Genomic DNA, 19,847 nt, shown 5'->3' with positions numbered 1-19,847 from the left:
CATGAGGTGACGGAATTGTCTTTGAGCCGGAGGTCTTTCCTTGGCGGGATGACCGTTGCGCTGGCTGGTACCCGCTTGCCAGCAGCGACACGCGAGTTGATCCTCGCGCCCCAATCGATCAAGGCGCGCCTTGCTGGGTACGACGTGTCGATGTTGGGCTTCAACGGTGGTCTGCCGGGCCCAGAAGTCAGAATGCGACAAGGACAAACCGCCCGCATTACCCTCGATAACCGATTGGAGGAGGGCGCTCTTGTTCACTGGCATGGGTTGCGGGTTCCAAATCGGATGGATGGTGTCAACGTTCTCACTCAGGATGTGGTCATTCCGGGCGACACGTATCGTTATCAATTCGGCGTCCCGGATGCCGGCACGTATTGGTATCACTCGCATTACCTGTCTTACGATCAGGTCAGCCGCGGCCTTTTCGGCGCCTTCATCGTCGAGGAGCAAAATGCGCCGGCTGTCGACCATGACATTGTTGTTCAGTTCTTCGATGTCTTGTTGGATCAGTCCGGACAGTACGACGAAGGGTTCAACCCGGCTCATTTCGCGACCGAGGGCCGTATCGGCAATACGGTCACGGCGCTTGTTTCCAATGGAACCAGCAAGAATGTGAGACAAGGCGACCGCCTGCGTTTGCGCCTGATAAATCCCTCTATCGACAGGGTTTACCGTGTCGGGCTGGACGGTCTGGCAGGCAAGATCGTTGCACTGGATGGTATGCCCCTGGCGCAGCCACAGACACTCGAACCCATCCTCCTAGCTCCGGGGCAAAGATGCGATGTGATTGGTGATGCGACCGGGCCTATTAGATTCGACGACAGCTTTGGAGAGTGGACGTTGAGCCTTGGCGAAATCGCTGTTTCCGGCTCTCGTGACCCTGCGAAAGTGCCCATCACCGCGTTGCCCGCCAACCGAATGCCCGCCCCGCAAGACCCCGGCCAAACCGCGGAGCTGGTGCTCCAGGGAGGTGCGGGAAGCGCGTCCCATAACGGCACTGGAACATGGGCGCTCAATGACGTATCTGGACTGCCTCGAACCCCTTTCCTATCCGTCGCGCGGGGGACGACCGTGCGCATTTCAATCCGCAACGAAACCGGGTTTCCACACGTCATGCATCTGCATGGCCACCATTTCTGGGAACTCGATGCGGCGGGGGAAGCCGGTCCATACCGGGACTCGACCTTCCTGGATATCGGCGAGACGCGGGATATTCTCGTCGTCCTGGACAATCCGGGATCCTGGATGCTGCATTGCCACATGTTGAGCCACCAAGCCGACGGTATGGCAACGTGGATCAGAGTCGGCTGAGGGTCGAGACGGATACATACCGTTACAAATCTCTGAATGATAACAGGCCTTTTGCCGTCTACGTAACCTGACAAGCGAGAAACAGGTCCATCGATTGCCAACGGGAGCGTTCATTGACCCTGACACCAAAATCTCTCGGCATGACTGCGGCGGCAGGATCAGCCGCCTTGCTGTTAGGGGCCTTCGTTTTCCAGGCTCTTGGGTACGCGCCGTGCGCAATGTGCATCTGGCAACGCTACCCACACGCAATCGCCATTGGAATGGGCGCTCTGTTGCTCTTTGCTCTGCCGATTTTGCCAATCCTGATAATCGGTGCCCTGTCGGCACTCAGCACATCCGCGTTGGGAATGTTTCATACCGGTGTCGAGCGCGGCTGGTGGGAGGGACCGACTTCTTGCACGGGATCCGGCCTCGATGTTTCCCAAATGTCGGTATCGGAATTGCTGCCCTCTGCGAGTTCAAATGCGTCCACTCTTGTTCTGTGCAATGAGGTTGTCTGGGAATTTCTGACGTTGTCCATGGCGAGTTGGAACGCGATCCTAAGCGGTGTCCTTGCTTGCCTCTGGTTGGTCGCGATCGCAAGACATCAAAAGGTTCGGTGGCGTGGGGTCGCGGACGTTTCTTGAATTGTCTCGCATTCATCGAAAACAAACAAAGGGCTTCGTTTCATGGTTACAAGACGACACTTTCTTGCACTCTCCGGTTCGCTGTTTTCAGCGTCTCTGAGTTCACCTGTGTTCGCGAAGACTTGGCCGACGAAAGCCGAAAAAGCGGCTTGGGACGCGCAGGTCACGCCCGCCAACTATGACCCGGCAACAACCAACCCATGGGGGCTGCATCCCAGGCTGCTGCCGCAACGCGTTTTGGCGAATGACGGTTTGCGCCCGGGTGACATTCACGTCGATGCGATCGCGCGCTATCTGTACCATATCGAGGAAGGTGGCACCGCGATGCGATACGGGGTGGCGATTGCCAAGGGCGATCTCTATGAACCCGGCACCTATACGATCCGCCGAAAGGTCGAATGGCCGCACTGGACGCCAACGCAGTCAATGATCGAACGCGATCCGGAGGCTTACGAGCGGTTTGCCGACGGTATGGAGCCCGGCCCCAACAATGCCTTGGGCAGCAGGGCTTTGTATCTATTCGTCGGAGATCGGGATACGTACCTTCGAATTCACGGAACGCCGAGCCCTCGCAGCATTGGCGGCCGGGCCAGTTCGGGATGCGTGCGCATGGTGATGGCCCACATCAATGATCTCTATCCGAATGTCGCTGTCGGATCGACGGCGTTCCTTTACTCGGCCGAAGACAGCGTTACCGCTCGAAGCTAACCTATTGCATCTTTGGCTCACACGCCGAGGACTGCGTCGTGCAGGGACATCTTCCAATGAATTGTTGGACGAACACTCACGGCTGTGTCGCAAGTGAACTTTCGAACTGTGCGATCGCTACGGATTTGTCGTCCTCATCGTTCTCGAACAGCTTTGTGGTTCGCACGCCCGGCAACTTGCCAAAATCCGCCATCAGGCGCTTTGGAAAAAATGTGCGTCCGATGGATTCAAATCCTGGTAATTGTCTGAGTACCGCGGAGGTACTGGCACTACAAAAACCGGAAGCGGCTGGGCCGCTGGCAATTGCAAGGCGCAAAGCCTGCTCCGCGACTTCGGGAGACACATCGATCTCTTGTATGACGACATGGTAGGTCTCGCGAGCATGAGCCCGCGCATAAAAATCGGCCACTTGTGGAGTAATGCCATAAAGCACATCTCCCCGTTCCGGTACAGCGCTCAGCCGGACCGTTCCTGCCGGATCGAAGATAACACGCTGCGACCCATTAATCATGACGCTGCTATGCGCACCCGCCCCGGACCTGTTGTTGATCATGGTGTACAACGTCAGCGCGGCCGGTCCATCGTGACGGTAGGATGCGCTACTGATGACTTCGGCTGAAGCATCCGGGCGCATGTCGTTTCCTGCACCGCACCCCGCCAAAATTACCAAGGTTAGAACTGAGAAAATGCGGTTCAAAAAGAGCACCCTGCAGCCTCCTGCCATGGGTTGAATGATTGAATTTTCGGGATATTCAGGGCCTCTAGCAATCTCGACATCAACTCTTCCGGATTTCACCTCTACCGAAACATGGGTTCGGTTTCGGTTGGTATACGGATCCTCGACACCTTTTTTTCTGGATATCGCATGTTTCAGATGAAGAGGAGCGTTCGCCCCGAATTGATTTGTCGCAATTTGTAACAGACCCCGCCTTTGTGACCTCGCGATACAAAACACCGGCTCGCGTGGCATTCCGCATCTGCAGGTGCCCCCCATATGCTGGGTATCGCAACACTGACACGAGGTGATCGAAATGAAACGCAACACTTTACTCGCTGCAATGACCCTGGCTGCAACCGCCCTTGGCGGTGCCGCATTCGCGGACGCCAACCACGGGCGTGGGGGACAATTTGGCGCCCAGAGCGGACCAGGCATGATGCAGAACGGTGGTCCCGGTATGATGGGGAACATGGGCGGAATGATGGACATGATGAAGCGCATGCACGGAAACATGATGGGCGCAGGCATGATGGGCGCAGGCATGGGCAGTGGTATGATGAGCCCAGGCATGGCTGGCGGCATGATGCAAATGTTCGACACTGATGGAGACGGCACAACGACGCCGGAAGAAATGCGCACGCAGCTGCAGGCCAAGCTTTCCGAGTTTGACAGCGACGGGGATGGAAGCCTCTCGATTACCGAGTTTGAAGCTCTCCACAGCGCGATGATCCGCGAAATGATGGTGGATCGCTTCCAACACCTCGATGCCGATGGCGACGGCGCGGTGACGCCGGAAGAGATGGCCGCTCCTGCCGATAGGATGGAGCGGATGCAGATGATGCGGTCGAATATGGCAGATGCGCCTGCGCGGCCTGGCAACGGTCAGGGCATGGGCAACGGCTCCATGATGCAGGACAACTGAGCCAATGGGTGCCGGTTTTTTTCCGGCACCCGTCCTCACAACCCCAAAACCATTCGCGGTCGGGACATTGAACCGAACCGCGACCTGAACCGTTTAGCCTCGGTATGCCAACAAATAGAGACACGGAAAGGAAAATTCCCATGGCCTATACCTATGATCGCGTCCTGAAAGACACCAAAATCGATGACGCAGAGATGCGTGTTCGGGATGCTTTGGCAGACAAGGGCTTCGGCGTTCTGACTGAGATTGACGTCAAAGCGACGATGAAAAAGAAACTTGATGCGGACATGCCGCCTTACCGCATCTTGGGGGCCTGTAATCCGGGCATGGCGCACAAAGCCATCGAGATCGAGCCTCGCATCGGTGCGATGCTTCCCTGCAATGTTATCCTGCGGCAACTGGACGGCGACACCGAGATCAGCGCGGTCGATCCTGTCGCTTCGATGCAGGCGGTGCAGAACCAAGACCTGGACGCGGTCGCCGGCGAAGTCCGCGATCTCCTTCGGGACGCCCTCGACACCGCGTGATGGCGGGATGGGCGTTGGATGCCCTGTCGCAGATCGAGCGCCTTTAGCGGTGCTCGATCAATGCCATCTAATCCCCACGTAAATTCCTGATGAGGAACTCACCCAGTGCTGCCAGCGGGATTGCCATTTCCGGATATTGGAACCGACCTCTTCTCCTTCGACATCGGGGGGGTCACATTCGCACTCCGCTGGTACGCGCTAGCCTATATCTTCGGTATCCTGATTGGCTGGCGCATTTGTTCGAGTGCCATAAGCCGTCCCGCGCTCTGGACGTCAGCTGGACCGCCGCTTGACCGAACGCAGATCGAAGATCTTCTGACGTGGATCATCATCGGCGTGATTGCTGGTGGTCGCCTGGGCTTTGTACTGTTCTACCAGCCCGCATATTATCTCGCCAATCCCTTGGAAATTCTGATGGTCTGGCAAGGCGGCATGTCTTTCCACGGGGGGTTCGCGGGAGTTGTCATCGCGGCCTTGCTGTTCTGCCTTAGACAGAACGCGTCATTGCTCAGCACTGGCGACTTGCTGGCTTTGGCAACACCACCAGGCTTGTTTCTTGGAAGGCTGGCGAACTTCACCAACAATGAGTTGTGGGGGCGTCCAACGGACGTTCCCTGGGCGGTGATCTTTCCCGGCGAAGTCGCGCAGGCCTGCCCAGGGGTTAGCGGCCTCTGCGCCCGACACCCGTCCCAGCTGTACGAGGCGGTATTGGAGGGGCTCATTCTTGGAATACTGCTCATTTATCTCGCTTGGGGCCGGGGCTGGCTGAAAATGCCCGGTGCCTTGGCTGGCGTGTTTCTGACCGGCTATGGTCTTGCCCGAAGTTTCGTCGAGATGTTCCGGCAACCGGACCAACAATTTGTGACGGCGGACAACCCGATCGGCCATGCGCTTCATTTTGGTGAGTGGGGTTTGACCATGGGCCAGTTGCTCTCCATGCCAATGGCGCTGGTCGGGCTGGCGTTGATCGTGTTCGCCCGGCGGGAACGGGGCCGGACAGCGCCACCCCGCAGAGCCGCAATGTAATCGCCGTACTGATCTCTCTTGACCCTCCCGCGGATGGAAGCCCTAGGCAAGAGAAGCATTCTCGGAAAGGACCGCAAAATGAGCACTCCCGACAGTTCTGAAACCACAGCAGCTTCTTCGGTATTCGTTTGCCCCATGCACCCTGAGGTGCGGCAGGACGAGCCCGGCAATTGTCCGAAATGCGGGATGCACCTCGTGCCGGAATCGGAGCTCGAGGTCCATTCAGCACATGATCATCACGAACACCACGCGGGTGCCACGCCGGCCGATGGCCGATATGATCTGGTTCCTACAGGACATGATGGTCCCATTTTCACCTGCCCGATGCACCCTCAGGTGCGGCAGCCTGATCCGGGCGCGTGTCCGATCTGTGGTATGGGATTGGAACTGGAATCCGGTGTGCCGGGCGATGAAGGTCCAAATCCCGAACTGGTGGATTTCACACGGCGGTTCTGGGTCGGCACAGTCCTGACGATCCCGCTCCTTGTCCTCACGATGGGGCCATTCGTCGGTTTCCCCGCAGTCCGGACTTTTTTTGGCGAAAGCACCACACAATGGATCGAATTGATCCTGGCAACGCCAGTGGTCTTGTGGTGCGGCTGGCCGTTTCTGGAACGCGGATGGATTTCGTTCCGCACATTGAACCTCAACATGTTCTCCCTGATCGGCATGGGCGTTCTTGCCGCCTGGCTCTTCAGCGTCGTTGCCGTTCTCGCACCGGACATATTCCCTGATGGGTTCCGAGACTCCGAAGGCCATGTCGGCGTCTATTTCGAGGCGGCGGCGGTGATCGTGACGCTGGTGCTGCTCGGCCAGGTGATGGAACTACGCGCCCGCGAGGGGACCGGCAAGGCGATCCGCGCGCTTCTCGACATGGCGGCAAAGACCGCGCGGGTCATCCGGGACGACGGATCCGAGGAGGAAATCCCGCTGGAGGACGTGCAAGTCGGGGACCGGCTGCGCGTGCGGCCCGGTGACAAGGTGCCGGTCGATGGCGTGGTTCTGGACGGCCGGTCCTCGGTCGACGAAAGCATGATCTCCGGTGAACCCGTGCCGGTCGAGAAGACCGAGGGCGACCCGCTGACCGGCGCGACGATCAATGGCACCGGCAGTCTGGTGATGGAGGCGACGCGTGTCGGGTCCGACACGATGCTGGCTCAAATTGTCGAGATGGTGTCGAACGCGCAGCGCTCGCGCGCCCCGATCCAGAAATACGCCGACAAGGTGGCGGGATATTTCGTTCCGGCCGTCATCGGTATCGCGGTCCTGTCCTTCATCGCCTGGGCGATCTGGGGGCCCGCGCCTGCGCTTTCCTACGCATTGATTTCGGCGGTGGCGGTTCTGATCATCGCCTGTCCTTGTGCGCTTGGCCTGGCGACACCGATGTCGATCATGACAGCGACAGGACGGGGCGCTCAGGCAGGGGTGCTGATCAAGAACGCCGAGGCGCTGGAGCGGTTCGAGAAAGTCGATACCCTGATCGTCGACAAGACCGGCACGTTGACCGAAGGCAAGCCGCGGCTTGTCGACGTACTCCCGCAACCCGGCCACGACGAAGCCGAGGTCTTGCGTCTCGCCGCATCGCTTGAGCGCGGATCGGAGCACCCCTTGGCCGAAGCGATCGTCAGGGGTGCGGAGGAGCGAGATGTCAAAATGGACGAGGCACGGGACTTCGAGGCGGTCACTGGCAAGGGCGTCAAGGGGGTCGTTGACGGCAAAGCGGTCGCGCTCGGCAATTTGGCGATGATCCGCGAATTGGGGCTCGAGGCGGGCGCGTTGACCGCCAAGGCCAATGCCCGCCGCGACGAAGGCGAGACGGTCATGTTCGTTGTGCTGGATGGCGAGATCGCCGGTCTAGTTGCTGTCGCCGACCCAGTGAAGGAGACCACGCCAGAAGCCATCGAGGATCTGCATGAACTGGGGTTCCGCGTCATCATGGCGACCGGCGACAACGAACGCACGGCCAAGGCCATCGGCACGCGGCTCGGAATCGATGAGATCCGGGCCGACGTGCTGCCGGAGGACAAGGCGCGGATCATCCTTGAGTTGCAAGAGGCGGGCCACAAGGTCGCCATGGCCGGGGATGGCGTCAACGACGCCCCCGCGCTCGCGCAGGCCGATGTCGGCATCGCCATGGGCACCGGCGCCGATGTGGCCATCGAAAGCGCGGGCGTCACGCTGGTCAAGGGCAACCTTGATGGTATCGTGCGCGCGCGGCGGCTCGCCCGGGCCACCATGCGCAACATCCGTCAAAACCTGTTCTTCGCGCTGATCTACAATGCCTCCGGCGTGCCGGTCGCAGCGGGAGTTCTGTTTCCCTTCTTTGGCATCCTCATCAGCCCGATGTTTGCTGCCTTCGCCATGAGCGCATCATCGATCTCGGTGGTGCTCAATTCGCTGCGTCTTCGCGGCGTTCGTATTTAGTAGCGCAACAGCGTTCGGACGAACCAAAATTAGAAGGGGACAATTTATGCAGAGCGAACAAGACACGTACCGCGAAGGGTCCATCAGTCTGGGCGGAGCCATTGCGATGGGAACAGGCGTGATGATTGGCGCCGGGATCTTTGCGTTGACGGGGCAAATCGCGCAGCTCGCCGGCCCTCTGTTCCCGCTTGCATTCATCGCCGGCGCGGTCGTCACAAGCTTCAGCGCCTACAGCTACATCAGGATGTCGAACAAATGGCCGTCCTCCGGTGGCATCGCCATGATTCTGCAGAAGTGCTATGGCACCGGAGCTGTCGCAGGCGGCGCCGCGCTGCTGATGGCGCTCAGCATGGTGATCGCGGAAAGCCTCGTCGCCCGGACCTTCGCCACCTATGTCTTGCGCCCTTTCGACATCGAAGGTGGCCCACTGGTCCCCGCTCTGGCCGTGGCCGTGATCGTTTTCGCCTTTCTGGTGAACATCGCCGGAAACCGCTCGGTCGGGCTGTTCTCGCTGATCATGGCAGCAATCAAGATCGGAGGCATAGCTCTGTTCGGCATCGCGGCCCTGTGGTCCAGTGGTTTTGCGTTCGCCGCGGCCTCCGAGACGCCTCAATCCTACGGTATAACTGGTTTCATAGCATCCACGGCGCTGGCTATCCTGGCCTTCAAAGGGTTCACGACGATCACCAACAGCGGGGCCGAGATCACCGAACCCAACCGCAACGTTGGCCGAGCAATCATGTTCTCGATCGGGATCTGCGTCGTCATTTACCTGTTGGTCGCCTTCGGGGTTGGTTCGAGTCTGACGATCGAGGAGATCATCTCCGCGCGTGACTATTCACTGGCACAAGCGGCGCAGCCCGCCCTTGGACAAACCGGCTTCATACTCACAGTAGTCCTGGCTGCTGTCGCAACCGCGTCAGGCGTTCTGGCCAGCGTCTTTGCGGTGTCGCGTATGCTGGCGATGCTGACCGACATGGAAATGATTCCGCACAGCCACTTTGGTATGTCCGGCCCAATCCAACGCCACACGCTGGTCTATACCGTTGTCATCGCTTCAGCGCTGGCCGTGCTTTTCGACCTGGGCCGGATCGCATCCCTCGGTGCCTTCTTCTACCTTGTAATGGACATGATCATACACTGGGGCGTGTTCCGCTATCGTCGAACAGATGTGGGCGCCTCCGGTATCGTGCTTTTGAGTGCCCTGTCGCTCGATGCGATTGTACTGGCAGCTTTCACCGTGATGAAGCTTCAAAGCGACCCGATGATCGTTCTCTACGCCGCTGTCGGGATGATCGCCGTGTTCGCCTTCGAGCGCGTTTACTTGTCGAAGTGGATGGCACCGCAAGCTGCACACGCCCCCGCCCACGCCCACGGTGATTAGCCTACCATCACCTGGCCTGAAGAGATGCGATGCCTTGTGCGCCGATCGTGATCAGCCCGACCGACAAGGCAAACGCAGCCAGGGCAAGCAGCATCACGCCCGTGTTCATGGGCAAGCGACGTACAACCGGTCCAAGAAATTCCGACCGCCCGAAAGCCGAGACGTAGAGCGGCAACGCGCTTATCATAGTCGCATAGAGGTAAACGCCGGAGATGTTCTCGAAAAACGCCGAACGCGCAAGAGTTGGGGATACAACCGCCAAAGCGGTTGAACGATTGCCGCCGAATGACCCGAACCAGTCGGCAGATAGAACGTATATCAGCACGTGGAGACCTGGAAAGAGAAGGGCTCTGAGCAAGACATCGACCAGCACGAAAAACGCCGTGTCTCTTGAGCCCGCCTTTGGTTGCTTTGTCATAGCGAAAAGGAAAAAACTGACATAGTTGACGGCAAAAACCACGGGCAAACCGTTGGTCGCAACCTGCCTTAGTAAGCGCATGAGTGCCGGTCCGCCGGCAGCAAGAGCCGGAGCAAAGCCCGGAGCCAGTAAGACGTAGAACAACAGGACCGGCAGTAATGCAGCGAAGCTGAACAGCAGGACATTTCTAACAAACTGAGCCGCGGGCATACTGATAGAGAAAAATCTATCCATTGAAATAGCCTGCCATGTGGGCACCACTAGGTCGATGATACGGGGCGTTGTTGTACAAGTCTGACGCCGCAGGATTCTCTTCGCGAACCCATGCTGTTAGGCGCATTCCATGAGCAACCCATCTCCCGCCCGCTATCATACGACCAACTGGTCCAGCTACAACGCATCGCTGAGCAAGCGGGGGTCCCTGCTGATCTGGGTCGACGAAGACATCACTTGGCGCGCGCCCTCACCGCCGCCCTCCTAGCCGGTACGATATCATTACTGTCCCCCTGCGTGCTACCTCTTGTGCCAGGTTATGTCTCCTACATGGCCGGGCGCACAGCCGCTAAAGGCGGGGCGGCTGCGGCCTCGCCGTTGCGCACCGTTTGACTGAGTTTGTGTTTTGGCCTCGGCTTCTCCATGATCTTCATCGGGCTTGGCGCTTCAGCTACTGCAATGGGTCAGGCCCTACTTCGTTGGCGGTATGAACTCAACCTCGTTGGGGGCGGCATCATCATTGTCTTCGGGTTTTTCATGATCGGGGCCGCGCGTGTTTCGGTCATGGAACGCGACTTCCGATTCAATCTCAACATCCCCGGGGGCCAACCCGCTGCGTCCTATGTCCTCAGTCTTGCTTTCGGCTTCGGTTGGACGCCGTGTATCGGCCCTATCCTCGGCGCAATCCTGACAGCCAGTGCGGCGAGCGCCACGATGGGCGAAGGCGTCATGCTGCTTGCCGTCTATTCCGCAGGCCTCGGGATACCCTTTCTGATCGTTGCCGGTTTCACTGATCAGATCGCGGGCCGCCTCCGGGCCATTGGCCGGATCGGCCGTCGCCTTCACCAGATTGCGGGCGTTGTGATGATCCTCATGGGCGTCGCGATGATGACGGGACAGTTGAGCGCGTTGTCGTACTGGATGCTTGATACGTTCCCCGTGCTTGGGCGAATAGGGCAACAGCTCATGCGTTTTTACGAAAGACATCTCCTTCCCGGCCTCACGCATCTCGCCATGCGACAGGACCAGCTTCTTCCCTACCGGCGCCGTGCCGTCTCAGGTGCGAAGGGACGCGTTCTGGAGATCGGGATCGGCTCGGGCCTGAACCTCGCGCTCTACCCCGAGGCCGTACGTCAGGTCGTCGGTGTGGACCCGTCGCCGGAACTCCTCCGTCGTGCCGCGCAGGCTTCTCAGGGCTTGACCCCGACAACGGAGATGATCGAGGGCGTGGCCGAAGCATTGCCGCTGGAAGATCGCAGCGTTGACTGCGTGGTCGCCACCTGGACGCTCTGCAGCGTGTCGGAACCGGAGAAGGTGCTGGCCGAGATCCGGCGCGTTCTCAAGCCCGACGGCGTCTTCCGCTTCGTCGAGCATGGAACGGCGCCGGAACCCGGTGTCCAGCGTTGGCAGCGCTGGCTCACGCCTGCCTGGAAGCGGTGTGCCGGGAATTGTCACCTTGACCGCCAGACAGACACTCTGGTCGAGCAGAACGGCTTCCGCATGGAGCGGCTCGACACCGGTTACGCGAAAGGGCCGAAACCTTTTGTTTGCATGTATGAGGGACAAGCTCGCCTTTATTGAGGCAGCTTAGAAGGAGAACAATGTCGGCTTCCAAATGGCGAGATACTGATGACAAGGTAACCAACTCTCGGCGGGAACTTATAGAATATATCAGGGGTTACCGCATCATGAGCAAGCAGAAAAATGATAGACAAACCAATCTGACACGCGGCATCCGCGTCGAGATCGCCAGCCTTGTCTACAATCTGATCGAGGTCGTCGTATCCGTCACCGTTGGACTTCTGACCGGCAGCGCCGCACTAGTGAGTTGGGGTCTCGACAGCACGGTCGAAGCCACCTCAGCCGGGACGCTGATCTGGCGCTTGAAGGCCGAGAAGGACGGTGGCGACAAGCGCACGGTCCTGCATCGCAAGAAGGTCGCGCTCTATGTGGTCGCCTGTGCTTTCTGGATCGTCGTCGCCGGGATCCTCTACGAGGCGGTGTCCGCCTTCATCTCGCAGGAGGCACCGGGCTTCAATTGGTGGGGGATCGCGATCCTGTTTGTCTCTTTGGTGGTCAATCCGCTATTGGCCTGGGGCAAGTATCGCTACGGCAAGAGGCTCGATTCACCCGCCCTGAAATACGATGCCAAGGATACCCTGATCTGCGAATACCAGACCATTGTGGTGTTGGCCGGAATCGGTCTGACGCAATGGATGGGCTGGTGGTGGGCCGATCCGGTCGCGGCGCTTCTGATCGTGCCCTACGTTGCGTGGGAGGCGTTCGAGGCCACGAAGGATGCGCGGTCGGTCGGGCCGGGTGAGGCCGAAGCTACTGCCGACGCCTGACGTTGCGCATGATGAACCGGTTCTGGGGCAGTGATGGCAGCTCTCCTGGGTCAAGCTCCAAATCCTGATCCGGCACATCGTAGTCGATGTCGTTCACAAGATATCTGCAAAACGCCTTCATCTGACTGATCGCGATCCATTCACCCGGGCAGCGGTGGTTCGTGTAGTGGTTGCCGCCGCCCTGTGGAATGAAGTCGTAGGGGTTTTCGGCGCGGCCCCGAAACCGTTCGGGCCGAAACTCAACTGGCGCATCCCATGAACGCCGATCGGTGTTCGTGCCATAGAGGTCCAGCAGAACCCGGTGTCCTTTGGGAAAGCGATACCCTTGCCACTCGAAAGTACTTTTGACTCGTGCCGCGACCGCAGGAAAGAATGGATAGAGGCGGCGGACCTCCTGAACGAAGGGTTCGAGCAGTCCTTCGTCGTTCCGCAGTTTCTCCTGCCATTCTGGGTACCTGTACAGGGCGTGCGCCGTCTGCACGATGAATACGGACACCGCCACGGTCGGACGCAAGACGTTCAGCAACTCTACGGCGGCCACCTTGGGGTTCAACAACTCCCCGTCGAGATCACGCCATGTCGCGATGACATGAAGGGCGCTTTCCTGCGTCGGCTGAAGCTCGCCTTCACGCACCTGTCGGATCATCCCTGCTGCCCATTTTTCCAGGCGGTGGCGCGCCAGACGTGCAGCCCAGTGTTTCGGGCCAATGGCCCCGGCGTCCTGAAAAAGCGCTGTAAGTTGCGCCGTTCGAGTCGCCACCTCCGCCTCGGGAAGCGGAACCCCACACCAGGCGCAAACGGCTCTTGTGAGCATTTCGCGCACTTCGTCGTAGAAAACGACTTCGTTCCTCGCCTCCCAGTCCGGCGAATAGTTGTCCAGCATGTGAAGCGACATGCCCTGAAGCGCGGCTATATGCTCGGTCCCCATCATCGACATGAACATCTTCTTGCGGTGCTGGTGGGCAGCGCCGTCCAATCCCTGAACGCCGCCTTCACCCAACAGGGTCTTCTGTATGCGGCCTGGCATCGAGCCTGCGCGGATCAGCCGGTCTTCCCGATAGAAGGCTTCTGCCGCCGCCGCGCCGGTCATGCAGATCGTCTCTTGAAGGAGGATGCGGGTTTCGAACAGGTCTGTGTCGAGTGCGCGGCAGGTCTCCGAAATGAACCCATACGGATTTCGCAGCAGGGTGAGTGTGCTGTCAAAGCCTTTCGCAGATGGTATGCTGAACATGGGTTACATCCCCGTTGTGTTTTCCTTGCGTTGACCCTGACCAGGCTTGTCCTTCGCAGAGCGGAAGCTGTCCCAGAACAGCAGGGCCGCGCCGCAGAAGATTGCTACGTCCGCGAGATTGAAGGATGGCCAGTAGTATGACCCGTAATGGAAGTTGAGAAAGTCAGGGACGGCCTGATAGCGAAGTCGGTCGAGGATATTGCCAAGCGCGCCTCCGATGATCAGACCGAGCGCCGCACCTGTCAGCCTGTCCGGAGCCTTCCACAGCCAGATCAGCAGCCATGCCACGATCACGGCAGCAAGTGCGATCAGACCCCACCACGGCACGACCCCGCCGAGCATGCCAAAACTGACTCCATCGTTCAGAACCCGAACCAGATTGAGGAAGGGCAGAACCTCGACCCCATTCTCTAGCGCCGGGGTGTTCAGGGCAAGAGCCTTGGTGCCCTGATCGAGACCGAGCGCAGCGATTGCGCAGAGCCCACCGAGAACGCGAGTGTTCATGCCGTCACCTTCAGATCGGCCCGTGCGTCGCGGATGATCGCCCATGACGAGTGCAGGAACAGTCCGGCGATACCGAAGGCGACGATAAGGTCGGGCCACGCGCTGCCCAACCACGCCACGAGACCGGCGGCGATGACGACCGCCGCATTGCCGATGGCATCGTTGCGCGAGAATAGCCAGACGGCCCGCATGTTCGCGTCGCCCTTACGGAATCGAAGAAGCGGCAGAACGGAGACGACATTGACGACAAGAGCGATCATGCCGAGCAGGCCCATGAGGCCCGCATCCGGCGTCGTCTGTTCGAAGACCCGCAAGATGGTTGTGCCGAGGACACCAAGGCCGAGCAGGCCGAGGAAGATGCCCTGAATCAGGGCCGAGCGCGCCCGCCAGACCAGGCTCCAGCCGATGGCCAGCAGGCCGAGGAAGGTGATCGCACCGTCGCCGATAAAATCAAGCGCATCCGCCTTCACGGCCTGCGACCCGGCGATGAACCCACCGATCATTTCAAGGACGCCATAACCGACATTCAGGATCACGACGATCCAGAGCGCGCGTCGGTAGGCCGGGTCCTGATGGGCCGGATTCGGCGGAATGTCTCCATCGCCCTCGATCCGGTCAAAGCCGTAGCCGGTCACCGCAACGGCCTTTTCGATGTCCGGCAGACGCGCTTCGGGGGCGTTCAGTATCATGATGTGCGTCGCGGCCGACACCTTAACATCGTTAGGCGCGACCCCCGCCGCCTGCGCCGCCCGCTCGATCTGTGCGGCATCCTTAGCGCAGTCCATGCCGGAGACCCGGTACCGGACGGCCGAGACTTCTAATAGTGTGTTTTCTGCGTTGGCCATTATCGCGGCTCTCCTGCTAAAGTGGATGGAGAACTAATACATCAGTGAGAAATGATATGACGCAGTTTGCTGTGGACCACAAGACCGCCACTATTGAACAGCGCGCAAAGTTGCTTCGCGGCTTCGCGGACCACAGTCGGTTGGCAATCCTGGACGTCTTGTCAGAAGGTCCGATGGTCGTTCACGAACTCGTCGCCCGCACGGGTCTATCACAACCCAACGTCTCCAATCACTTGCGATGTTTGCTGGAGTGCGGGCTTGTTGCCAGCGATCGAAATGGCAGGTTTGTCCGTTACCGCATCAGCAGCCCGCGCATTACAACGCTATTGAGCGAAGTAGATGCGCTTTTCGATGTCGTCGCTGCAGGGGTTGAAGCTTGTGAGAACTATCGCGGGATGTGACTCAAGATGTCGCGGCCTTCGATCAAGTGCCAACATCGCTGTGATTTGGCCCTTATTCAGCTAATTGTTCTGTTTAACGTCAGACAGAGGCGTGATATTCGGCAATAGTCTGTCAACCAAAGAAGAGCACCGGCCCCGAACACAGAGCATCGGGCCCTCCCGCGGAAGGCGTCCAAGTTCTCGGCTAGGACGCTCGTCGCGAACATCCCTTCGACTGCGACAGCGCACGCCACCTTAGTTTTTCTGAGCAGGATTTGTGGTGCGCCTCCTTTGGGATTTCGACCCCGAGTGTCTTGGGTCCGAGCTGGCGTTCCAACTCGCGGATGTGGTGTTCTATACGTCGCACAGCGCGATTTTCAGAACGACATCGTCTCAAGGCACAAGCACAGTTCCTCTCTTCAGCACCAAACGCCGACAATGCCGACAATATAGCAAGTTCGGCGCCTCGCCATCGCGACGGTCCACGGCATAGTTGCTGGCGATATCGTCTGTCCTTGCCTAAGTGAGAACACGAAAGCACGTGTGACATCGGTATTTATTCTTGAACCTCTAGTAGCTTTAGGAGTTAAGCCACCGACAAAGAACGGCACCATGGAGCAAGTTGCCAATAACGCCTCACTCCTTCCCGGGCGAACAACACTGCGTTCGGGGTAAGGTTCGGTTTGCCGTCCAATGCGTGAACGGAGCAATCTATATGCTGACAAGACGACATTTCATCCAGACGACCACCGCGCTGTTTTCGGCATCGATATCCAGCCCGCTCCTTGCAGACACGTGGCCTACCGATGCGCAGAAGGCAGCTTGGGACGCACAGGTTACACCTCCCGGCTACGACCCGGCCACGTCCAACCCTTGGGGCCTTCACCCTCGCTTCCTGCCACAGCGGGTCCTCGCGAAGGACGGACTTGTACCCGGTGATATCCATGTCGATGCTGTTGCGCGCTATCTCTACCACATCGAAGAAGGCGGCACGGCGATGCGCTATGGCGTGGCGATCGCGCGCGGTAAACTTTACGAACCGGGCACCTATACGATCAAGCGCAAGGTCAGGTGGCCGCATTGGCAGCCGACACAAAACATGATCGACCGCGACCCAGAGCTCTACGCCGATATCGCTGACGGTATGGAACCCGGACCTGAAAACGCGCTCGGATCGCGAGCCCTCTATCTCTTCGTCGGCGACCGAGACACCTATCTAAGGATTCACGGGACGCCGTATCCGAGAAGCATCGGCGGCCGTGCGAGTTCCGGTTGCGTCCGAATGGTCATGGCACACATCAATGATCTCTATCCCAACGTCGAAATTGGCTCGACGGCATTCCTGTACTCGGCGGAAGACAGCGTCACCCCGAGAAGTTGACTGGCGCATCATGTGTTACGCGTGGGCCTGACGCATCTATGGGCTGATCAGGACTGGCGCGAAGTGCAGATGGGGTTGCCACCAGCCGAGCGTAGCGGAACCAAGGTGTTTTCCACCGGACCGCTGTGTTCATACCAATAACAGCCATCCTCGGGACGAAGCCGCGCCGTGGTGAGATCCTGACCAGGCGCAGCAAGGGCAATGACGGCCTCGGGAACACTTCCCGCTTCGTTGCGAGCGGCGCCGTCGTCCAGCGTTGGCACCGCGCAGCCAGCAAGCACCAATGTCGCTGTGATAATCGGTGCGTTTCGTTTCTGCATGTCTACCTCACTCATTCTGATCGCTTCGTACCGGCAAGCGTTGCTCCAACCGCGTCGTTTCAAGGGGGCGGCTAGCTTCAAGCCTCCGCAGGGCGCCTTTCTTGCTGGACGAATATCCACTTTTTGCCCTTGAAGCTCTAGTTACTGTAGGGGCTATGTCAATGTGGAATCAATGAATCCTGAGGTCAATCCATGTCTTCCGACGGCAACGGCAACGATCACGGCCATCCGAGTGATCAAGAGCATTCTGACCCAAGAGGCAAATCCTGTTGCGACGCCAGCAAGGACGTCGCGTTCACGGCGCCAGCGCCGTCCGGCGGAAGGAGCTTTCAGGTCTCCGGGCTCGATTGCGCCGAAGAGGTGGCGATCCTGAACCGGGTTGTCGGGCCGAAAGTGGGCGGAACCGAACACCTGGCATTCGACGTGATCAACGGGCGAATGACCATCCTCGATAGCGCCGAGAGGATACCAGACGACGAAGTCACGCAGTTGGTCGCAACGACCGGCATGAGCGCGAAGCCATGGGATGCCGACAACGCAGCGGAGGACCAGGCGGCGCATCTGGCGCGTCAGAAGCGCTTCACCGCGTTGAGCGGCGGCTTCTGGGCGGCGGGTTTCCTTTTCCACATCGTCGAGACGGGCATGGGCGGCGCGCTCGGGCTCTTTGCGGGGCATGGCGAGGCGCCGATGCCAATGGCGGAAGCGGGGCTCTTCGCCGTCGCAATTCTTTGCGGTGTCTGGCTTGTCGCGCCCAAGGCCTGGTCTTCGGCGCGGAGGCTTAGCCCCGACATGAACCTGCTCATGGTGGTGGCCGTCGCGGGCGCCATCGGCCTCGGCGAGTTTTTTGAGGCCGCGACGGTCGCCTTCTTCTTCTCGCTTTCGCTTTATCTGGAGAGCTGGAGCGTGGGGCGGGCGCGTAATGCGGTTTCCGCGCTCCTCGATCTGGCGCCGCCAACGGCGCGGGTTCTTTACGACGACGGATCGGAATCCGACGTTCCGGCCGCGGCCGTGGCAGTCAATGCAAGGTTTATCGTGCGCGGCGGCGACCGGATCCCCCTCGACGGTGAGGTCGTGGACGGGGCAGGGGCCGTCGATCAGGCCCCAATTACTGGGGAAAGCGCGCTAGTGCCCAAGGAACCCGGCGACGAGGTCTATGCCGGCACGATCAACGGCGAGGGCACACTGACGGTGCGGGCGACGAAGGCCGCCTCGGACACGGTGCTCGCGAAAATCATTCGCATGGTGGGCGATGCCCATGCCCGCCGCGCGCCGGTCGAACAGTGGGTGGCCAAGTTCGCGCGCATCTACACACCCATCGTGATGGCTCTGGCGATCGCCATCGCGCTGGTGCCGCCACTGCTGCTCGGCGGCGCCTGGGACTACTGGTTCTACAACGCTCTGGTTCTGCTGGTCATCGCTTGCCCTTGCGCGCTGGTCATTTCGACGCCGGTTTCCATCGTGGCGGCGCTGACCGCGTCGGCACGGGCGGGGGTGCTCATCAAGGGCGGCGCCTATGTCGAGGCACCGGGGCGGACCACGGCATTGGCGATGGACAAGACCGGGACGATCACCATGGGCGAGCCTGGGGTGGCGGCGGTTCACCCACTGGTCGGCGTTTCCGCACGCGATCTCATGGCGTTGGCAGCAAGCCTGGAGGCGCGGTCTTCGCACCCGCTGGCACGCGCCATCCTCTCGCGCGCCGAAGCCGATGGTGTTTCCGTGTCTGCCGCAGAGGACACCCGCACCGTGCCCGGGCGCGGTCTGGAAGGACGCGCCGACGGGCGCGCTATCTGGCTGGGCTCGGATCGGTTCGCCGAAGAGAAGGGGTTCGGCAATGCCATTCCGGCGGATCTGCGGGATCGGATCGAAGGGGCAGGGAGCACCCTCGTTGCCGTGGGTGACGAGACCGGCGTGACCGGCGTACTGGAGCTTCGCGACCGCATCCGCCCAGATGCAAAGGGGATCGTTGCCCGCCTGCATGCGCAGGGTGTGAAGACCATCGTGATGTTGACGGGCGACAACGAACGCACCGCGCGCGCGGTGGCAGCCGAAGTCGGCATCGACGAGGTGCGCGCCGAACTTTTGCCAGAAGACAAGGTGACGGCCATTGAGGAACTCGTCGAAAGCCACAACATGGTGGCGATGATCGGCGACGGTGTGAATGACGCACCGGCCATGGCGCGGGCGCATTATGCCATCGCCATGGGCGCTGTCGGATCGGATGCCGCGATCGAGACGGCCGACATCGCGCTGATGACCGACGACATCGGCAAGGTACCCTGGCTTATCGGCCATTCGCGCCGTGCCATGACGATCATCCACCAGAATATCGGCATATCGCTGGCGACCAAGGCGCTGTTCGTCGGGCTGACCGCGTTCGGCATGGCCTCAATGTGGGGCGCCATTGCTGCGGACGTAGGCGTGTCTCTGCTGGTGGTCGCCAACGCACTTCGGCTCCTGAACGGCCATCAGGTTGAGGCCGGGCCTTCAGGCGGAGAACCGGTGGGCGAGCAGATGGCGAAGGGAGCACTGGCGCACGGTCATTGATCCGGCGGTTTCGG

General features: G+C 59.9%; 19 protein-coding genes and 2 pseudogenes. 15 read left to right on the top strand and 6 right to left on the bottom strand.

Annotated elements, in window-relative coordinates; genetic code table 11:
• Positions 1-48: 48 nt before the first annotated feature.
• From ACXADQ_RS00670 to ACXADQ_RS00660, 3 genes are all read left to right on the top strand, one after another.
• Entirely contained in the window at positions 49-1,311 is a 1,263-nt protein-coding gene (locus ACXADQ_RS00670; protein WP_092465203.1) for a multicopper oxidase family protein, read from the top strand.
• A gap of 140 nt (positions 1,312-1,451) precedes the next feature.
• A complete protein-coding gene (locus ACXADQ_RS00665) occupies positions 1,452-1,937 on the top strand; it encodes a disulfide bond formation protein B (RefSeq protein WP_475314256.1) in 486 nt (161 codons plus the stop codon).
• 42 nt (positions 1,938-1,979) lie between these two features.
• Positions 1,980-2,645 (top strand): L,D-transpeptidase, encoded by a 666-nt coding sequence (locus ACXADQ_RS00660; RefSeq protein WP_475313906.1) that lies wholly within the window; start codon positions 1,980-1,982, stop codon positions 2,643-2,645.
• Between the two features lie 76 nt (positions 2,646-2,721).
• Here ACXADQ_RS00660 and ACXADQ_RS00655 read toward each other — a convergent pair whose 3' ends face one another.
• Entirely contained in the window at positions 2,722-3,279 is a 558-nt protein-coding gene (locus ACXADQ_RS00655; protein WP_012187179.1) for a hypothetical protein, read from the bottom strand.
• Between the two features lie 397 nt (positions 3,280-3,676).
• Here ACXADQ_RS00655 and ACXADQ_RS00650 point away from each other — a divergent pair, with 397 nt between their 5' ends.
• From ACXADQ_RS00650 to ACXADQ_RS00630, 5 genes are all read left to right on the top strand, one after another.
• On the top strand, positions 3,677-4,285 hold the full coding sequence (locus tag ACXADQ_RS00650) for an EF-hand domain-containing protein (RefSeq protein WP_012187178.1): 609 nt from the start codon (positions 3,677-3,679) through the stop codon (positions 4,283-4,285).
• A gap of 140 nt (positions 4,286-4,425) precedes the next feature.
• Positions 4,426-4,812, top strand: coding sequence for a DUF302 domain-containing protein (locus ACXADQ_RS00645; protein ID WP_475313898.1), 387 nt, complete (start codon positions 4,426-4,428; stop codon positions 4,810-4,812).
• Positions 4,813-4,917: 105 nt separating this feature from the next.
• Positions 4,918-5,838: a prolipoprotein diacylglyceryl transferase gene (gene lgt, locus ACXADQ_RS00640; RefSeq protein ID WP_007803438.1), complete on the top strand. Its 921-nt coding sequence runs from the start codon at positions 4,918-4,920 to the stop codon at positions 5,836-5,838.
• Positions 5,839-5,916: 78 nt separating this feature from the next.
• The gene (locus tag ACXADQ_RS00635; RefSeq protein ID WP_012187177.1) at positions 5,917-8,262 is read left to right on the top strand and encodes a copper-transporting P-type ATPase; all 2,346 of its coding nucleotides are present in this window, start codon (positions 5,917-5,919) and stop codon (positions 8,260-8,262) included.
• Positions 8,263-8,308: 46 nt separating this feature from the next.
• Positions 8,309-9,646, top strand: a complete 1,338-nt coding sequence (locus ACXADQ_RS00630) for an APC family permease (RefSeq protein ID WP_475313887.1) — start codon at positions 8,309-8,311, stop codon at positions 9,644-9,646.
• 7 nt (positions 9,647-9,653) lie between these two features.
• Here the strand turns inward: ACXADQ_RS00630 and ACXADQ_RS00625 are convergent, their stop codons facing one another.
• Positions 9,654-10,298 (bottom strand): hypothetical protein, encoded by a 645-nt coding sequence (locus ACXADQ_RS00625; RefSeq protein WP_007803445.1) that lies wholly within the window; start codon positions 10,296-10,298, stop codon positions 9,654-9,656.
• 109 nt (positions 10,299-10,407) lie between these two features.
• On the opposite strand from ACXADQ_RS00625, the pseudogene ACXADQ_RS00620 reads away from it, so the two are divergent.
• From ACXADQ_RS00620 to ACXADQ_RS00605, 4 genes and pseudogenes are all read left to right on the top strand, one after another.
• Positions 10,408-10,527: pseudogene (locus ACXADQ_RS00620) on the top strand (IS5/IS1182 family transposase); the annotation flags it as partial.
• Positions 10,515-11,234 (top strand): annotated as a pseudogene (locus ACXADQ_RS00615) (cytochrome c biogenesis CcdA family protein); the annotation flags it as partial. The pseudogenes ACXADQ_RS00620 and ACXADQ_RS00615, both read left to right, overlap by 13 nt.
• Positions 11,235-11,243: 9 nt before the next feature.
• A complete protein-coding gene (locus ACXADQ_RS00610) occupies positions 11,244-11,858 on the top strand; it encodes a class I SAM-dependent methyltransferase (RefSeq protein ID WP_475314249.1) in 615 nt (204 codons plus the stop codon).
• A gap of 107 nt (positions 11,859-11,965) precedes the next feature.
• Positions 11,966-12,625, top strand: coding sequence for a cation diffusion facilitator family transporter (locus tag ACXADQ_RS00605; RefSeq protein WP_475313883.1), 660 nt, complete (start codon positions 11,966-11,968; stop codon positions 12,623-12,625).
• Here ACXADQ_RS00605 and ACXADQ_RS00600 read toward each other — a convergent pair.
• From ACXADQ_RS00600 to ACXADQ_RS00590, 3 genes are read right to left on the bottom strand one after another with little or no spacing between them, the layout of a single operon-like run.
• Positions 12,609-13,856: a cytochrome P450 gene (locus tag ACXADQ_RS00600; RefSeq protein ID WP_475313880.1), complete on the bottom strand. Its 1,248-nt coding sequence runs from the start codon at positions 13,854-13,856 to the stop codon at positions 12,609-12,611. The genes ACXADQ_RS00605 and ACXADQ_RS00600 overlap by 17 nt on opposite strands.
• A 3-nt stretch (positions 13,857-13,859) precedes the next feature.
• Positions 13,860-14,360, bottom strand: a complete 501-nt coding sequence (lspA, locus tag ACXADQ_RS00595; protein WP_475313877.1) for a signal peptidase II — start codon at positions 14,358-14,360, stop codon at positions 13,860-13,862.
• Entirely contained in the window at positions 14,357-15,205 is an 849-nt protein-coding gene (locus tag ACXADQ_RS00590; protein ID WP_475313874.1) for a cation efflux transmembrane domain-containing protein, read from the bottom strand. Before ACXADQ_RS00590 ends, lspA begins: the two co-directional genes overlap by 4 nt.
• A gap of 56 nt (positions 15,206-15,261) precedes the next feature.
• Here ACXADQ_RS00590 and ACXADQ_RS00585 point away from each other — a divergent pair, with 56 nt between their 5' ends.
• Both ACXADQ_RS00585 and ACXADQ_RS00580 read left to right on the top strand, forming a co-directional pair.
• Positions 15,262-15,606: an ArsR/SmtB family transcription factor gene (locus tag ACXADQ_RS00585; protein WP_475313871.1), complete on the top strand. Its 345-nt coding sequence runs from the start codon at positions 15,262-15,264 to the stop codon at positions 15,604-15,606.
• 694 nt (positions 15,607-16,300) lie between these two features.
• Positions 16,301-16,966 (top strand): L,D-transpeptidase, encoded by a 666-nt coding sequence (locus ACXADQ_RS00580; RefSeq protein ID WP_007803448.1) that lies wholly within the window; start codon positions 16,301-16,303, stop codon positions 16,964-16,966.
• A gap of 47 nt (positions 16,967-17,013) precedes the next feature.
• Here the strand turns inward: ACXADQ_RS00580 and ACXADQ_RS00575 are convergent, their stop codons facing one another.
• The gene (locus ACXADQ_RS00575; protein WP_475313864.1) at positions 17,014-17,301 is read right to left on the bottom strand and encodes a hypothetical protein; all 288 of its coding nucleotides are present in this window, start codon (positions 17,299-17,301) and stop codon (positions 17,014-17,016) included.
• Between the two features lie 177 nt (positions 17,302-17,478).
• On the opposite strand from ACXADQ_RS00575, the gene ACXADQ_RS00570 reads away from it, so the two are divergent.
• Entirely contained in the window at positions 17,479-19,833 is a 2,355-nt protein-coding gene (locus ACXADQ_RS00570; RefSeq protein ID WP_475313860.1) for a heavy metal translocating P-type ATPase, read from the top strand.
• The last annotated feature ends 14 nt before the right edge of the window (positions 19,834-19,847 follow it).

The organism is Thalassovita sp. ABM4_323 (assembly GCF_056158665.1).
Note: the sequence above shows the minus strand (reverse complement) of the source record. Positions and strands in the feature narration are given on the sequence as shown.

Excerpts from the sequence above, each read along its gene's own strand:
- ACXADQ_RS00670 (WP_092465203.1), top strand. The coding sequence starts at position 49 with ATGACCGTTGCGCTGGCTGGTACCCGCTTGCCAGCAGCGACACGCGAG.
- ACXADQ_RS00665 (WP_475314256.1), top strand. The coding sequence starts at position 1,452 with ATGACTGCGGCGGCAGGATCAGCCGCCTTGCTGTTAGGGGCCTTCGTT.
- ACXADQ_RS00660 (WP_475313906.1), top strand. The coding sequence starts at position 1,980 with ATGGTTACAAGACGACACTTTCTTGCACTCTCCGGTTCGCTGTTTTCA.
- ACXADQ_RS00655 (WP_012187179.1), bottom strand. The coding sequence starts at position 3,279 with ATGCGCCCGGATGCTTCAGCCGAAGTCATCAGTAGCGCATCCTACCGT.
- ACXADQ_RS00650 (WP_012187178.1), top strand. The coding sequence starts at position 3,677 with ATGAAACGCAACACTTTACTCGCTGCAATGACCCTGGCTGCAACCGCC.
- ACXADQ_RS00645 (WP_475313898.1), top strand. The coding sequence starts at position 4,426 with ATGGCCTATACCTATGATCGCGTCCTGAAAGACACCAAAATCGATGAC.
- ACXADQ_RS00635 (WP_012187177.1), top strand. The coding sequence starts at position 5,917 with ATGAGCACTCCCGACAGTTCTGAAACCACAGCAGCTTCTTCGGTATTC.
- ACXADQ_RS00630 (WP_475313887.1), top strand. The coding sequence starts at position 8,309 with ATGCAGAGCGAACAAGACACGTACCGCGAAGGGTCCATCAGTCTGGGC.
- ACXADQ_RS00625 (WP_007803445.1), bottom strand. The coding sequence starts at position 10,298 with ATGGATAGATTTTTCTCTATCAGTATGCCCGCGGCTCAGTTTGTTAGA.
- ACXADQ_RS00610 (WP_475314249.1), top strand. The coding sequence starts at position 11,244 with ATGCGTTTTTACGAAAGACATCTCCTTCCCGGCCTCACGCATCTCGCC.
- ACXADQ_RS00605 (WP_475313883.1), top strand. The coding sequence starts at position 11,966 with ATGAGCAAGCAGAAAAATGATAGACAAACCAATCTGACACGCGGCATC.
- ACXADQ_RS00600 (WP_475313880.1), bottom strand. The coding sequence starts at position 13,856 with ATGTTCAGCATACCATCTGCGAAAGGCTTTGACAGCACACTCACCCTG.
- lspA (WP_475313877.1), bottom strand. The coding sequence starts at position 14,360 with ATGAACACTCGCGTTCTCGGTGGGCTCTGCGCAATCGCTGCGCTCGGT.
- ACXADQ_RS00590 (WP_475313874.1), bottom strand. The coding sequence starts at position 15,205 with ATGGCCAACGCAGAAAACACACTATTAGAAGTCTCGGCCGTCCGGTAC.
- ACXADQ_RS00585 (WP_475313871.1), top strand. The coding sequence starts at position 15,262 with ATGACGCAGTTTGCTGTGGACCACAAGACCGCCACTATTGAACAGCGC.
- ACXADQ_RS00580 (WP_007803448.1), top strand. The coding sequence starts at position 16,301 with ATGCTGACAAGACGACATTTCATCCAGACGACCACCGCGCTGTTTTCG.
- ACXADQ_RS00575 (WP_475313864.1), bottom strand. The coding sequence starts at position 17,301 with ATGAGTGAGGTAGACATGCAGAAACGAAACGCACCGATTATCACAGCG.
- ACXADQ_RS00570 (WP_475313860.1), top strand. The coding sequence starts at position 17,479 with ATGTCTTCCGACGGCAACGGCAACGATCACGGCCATCCGAGTGATCAA.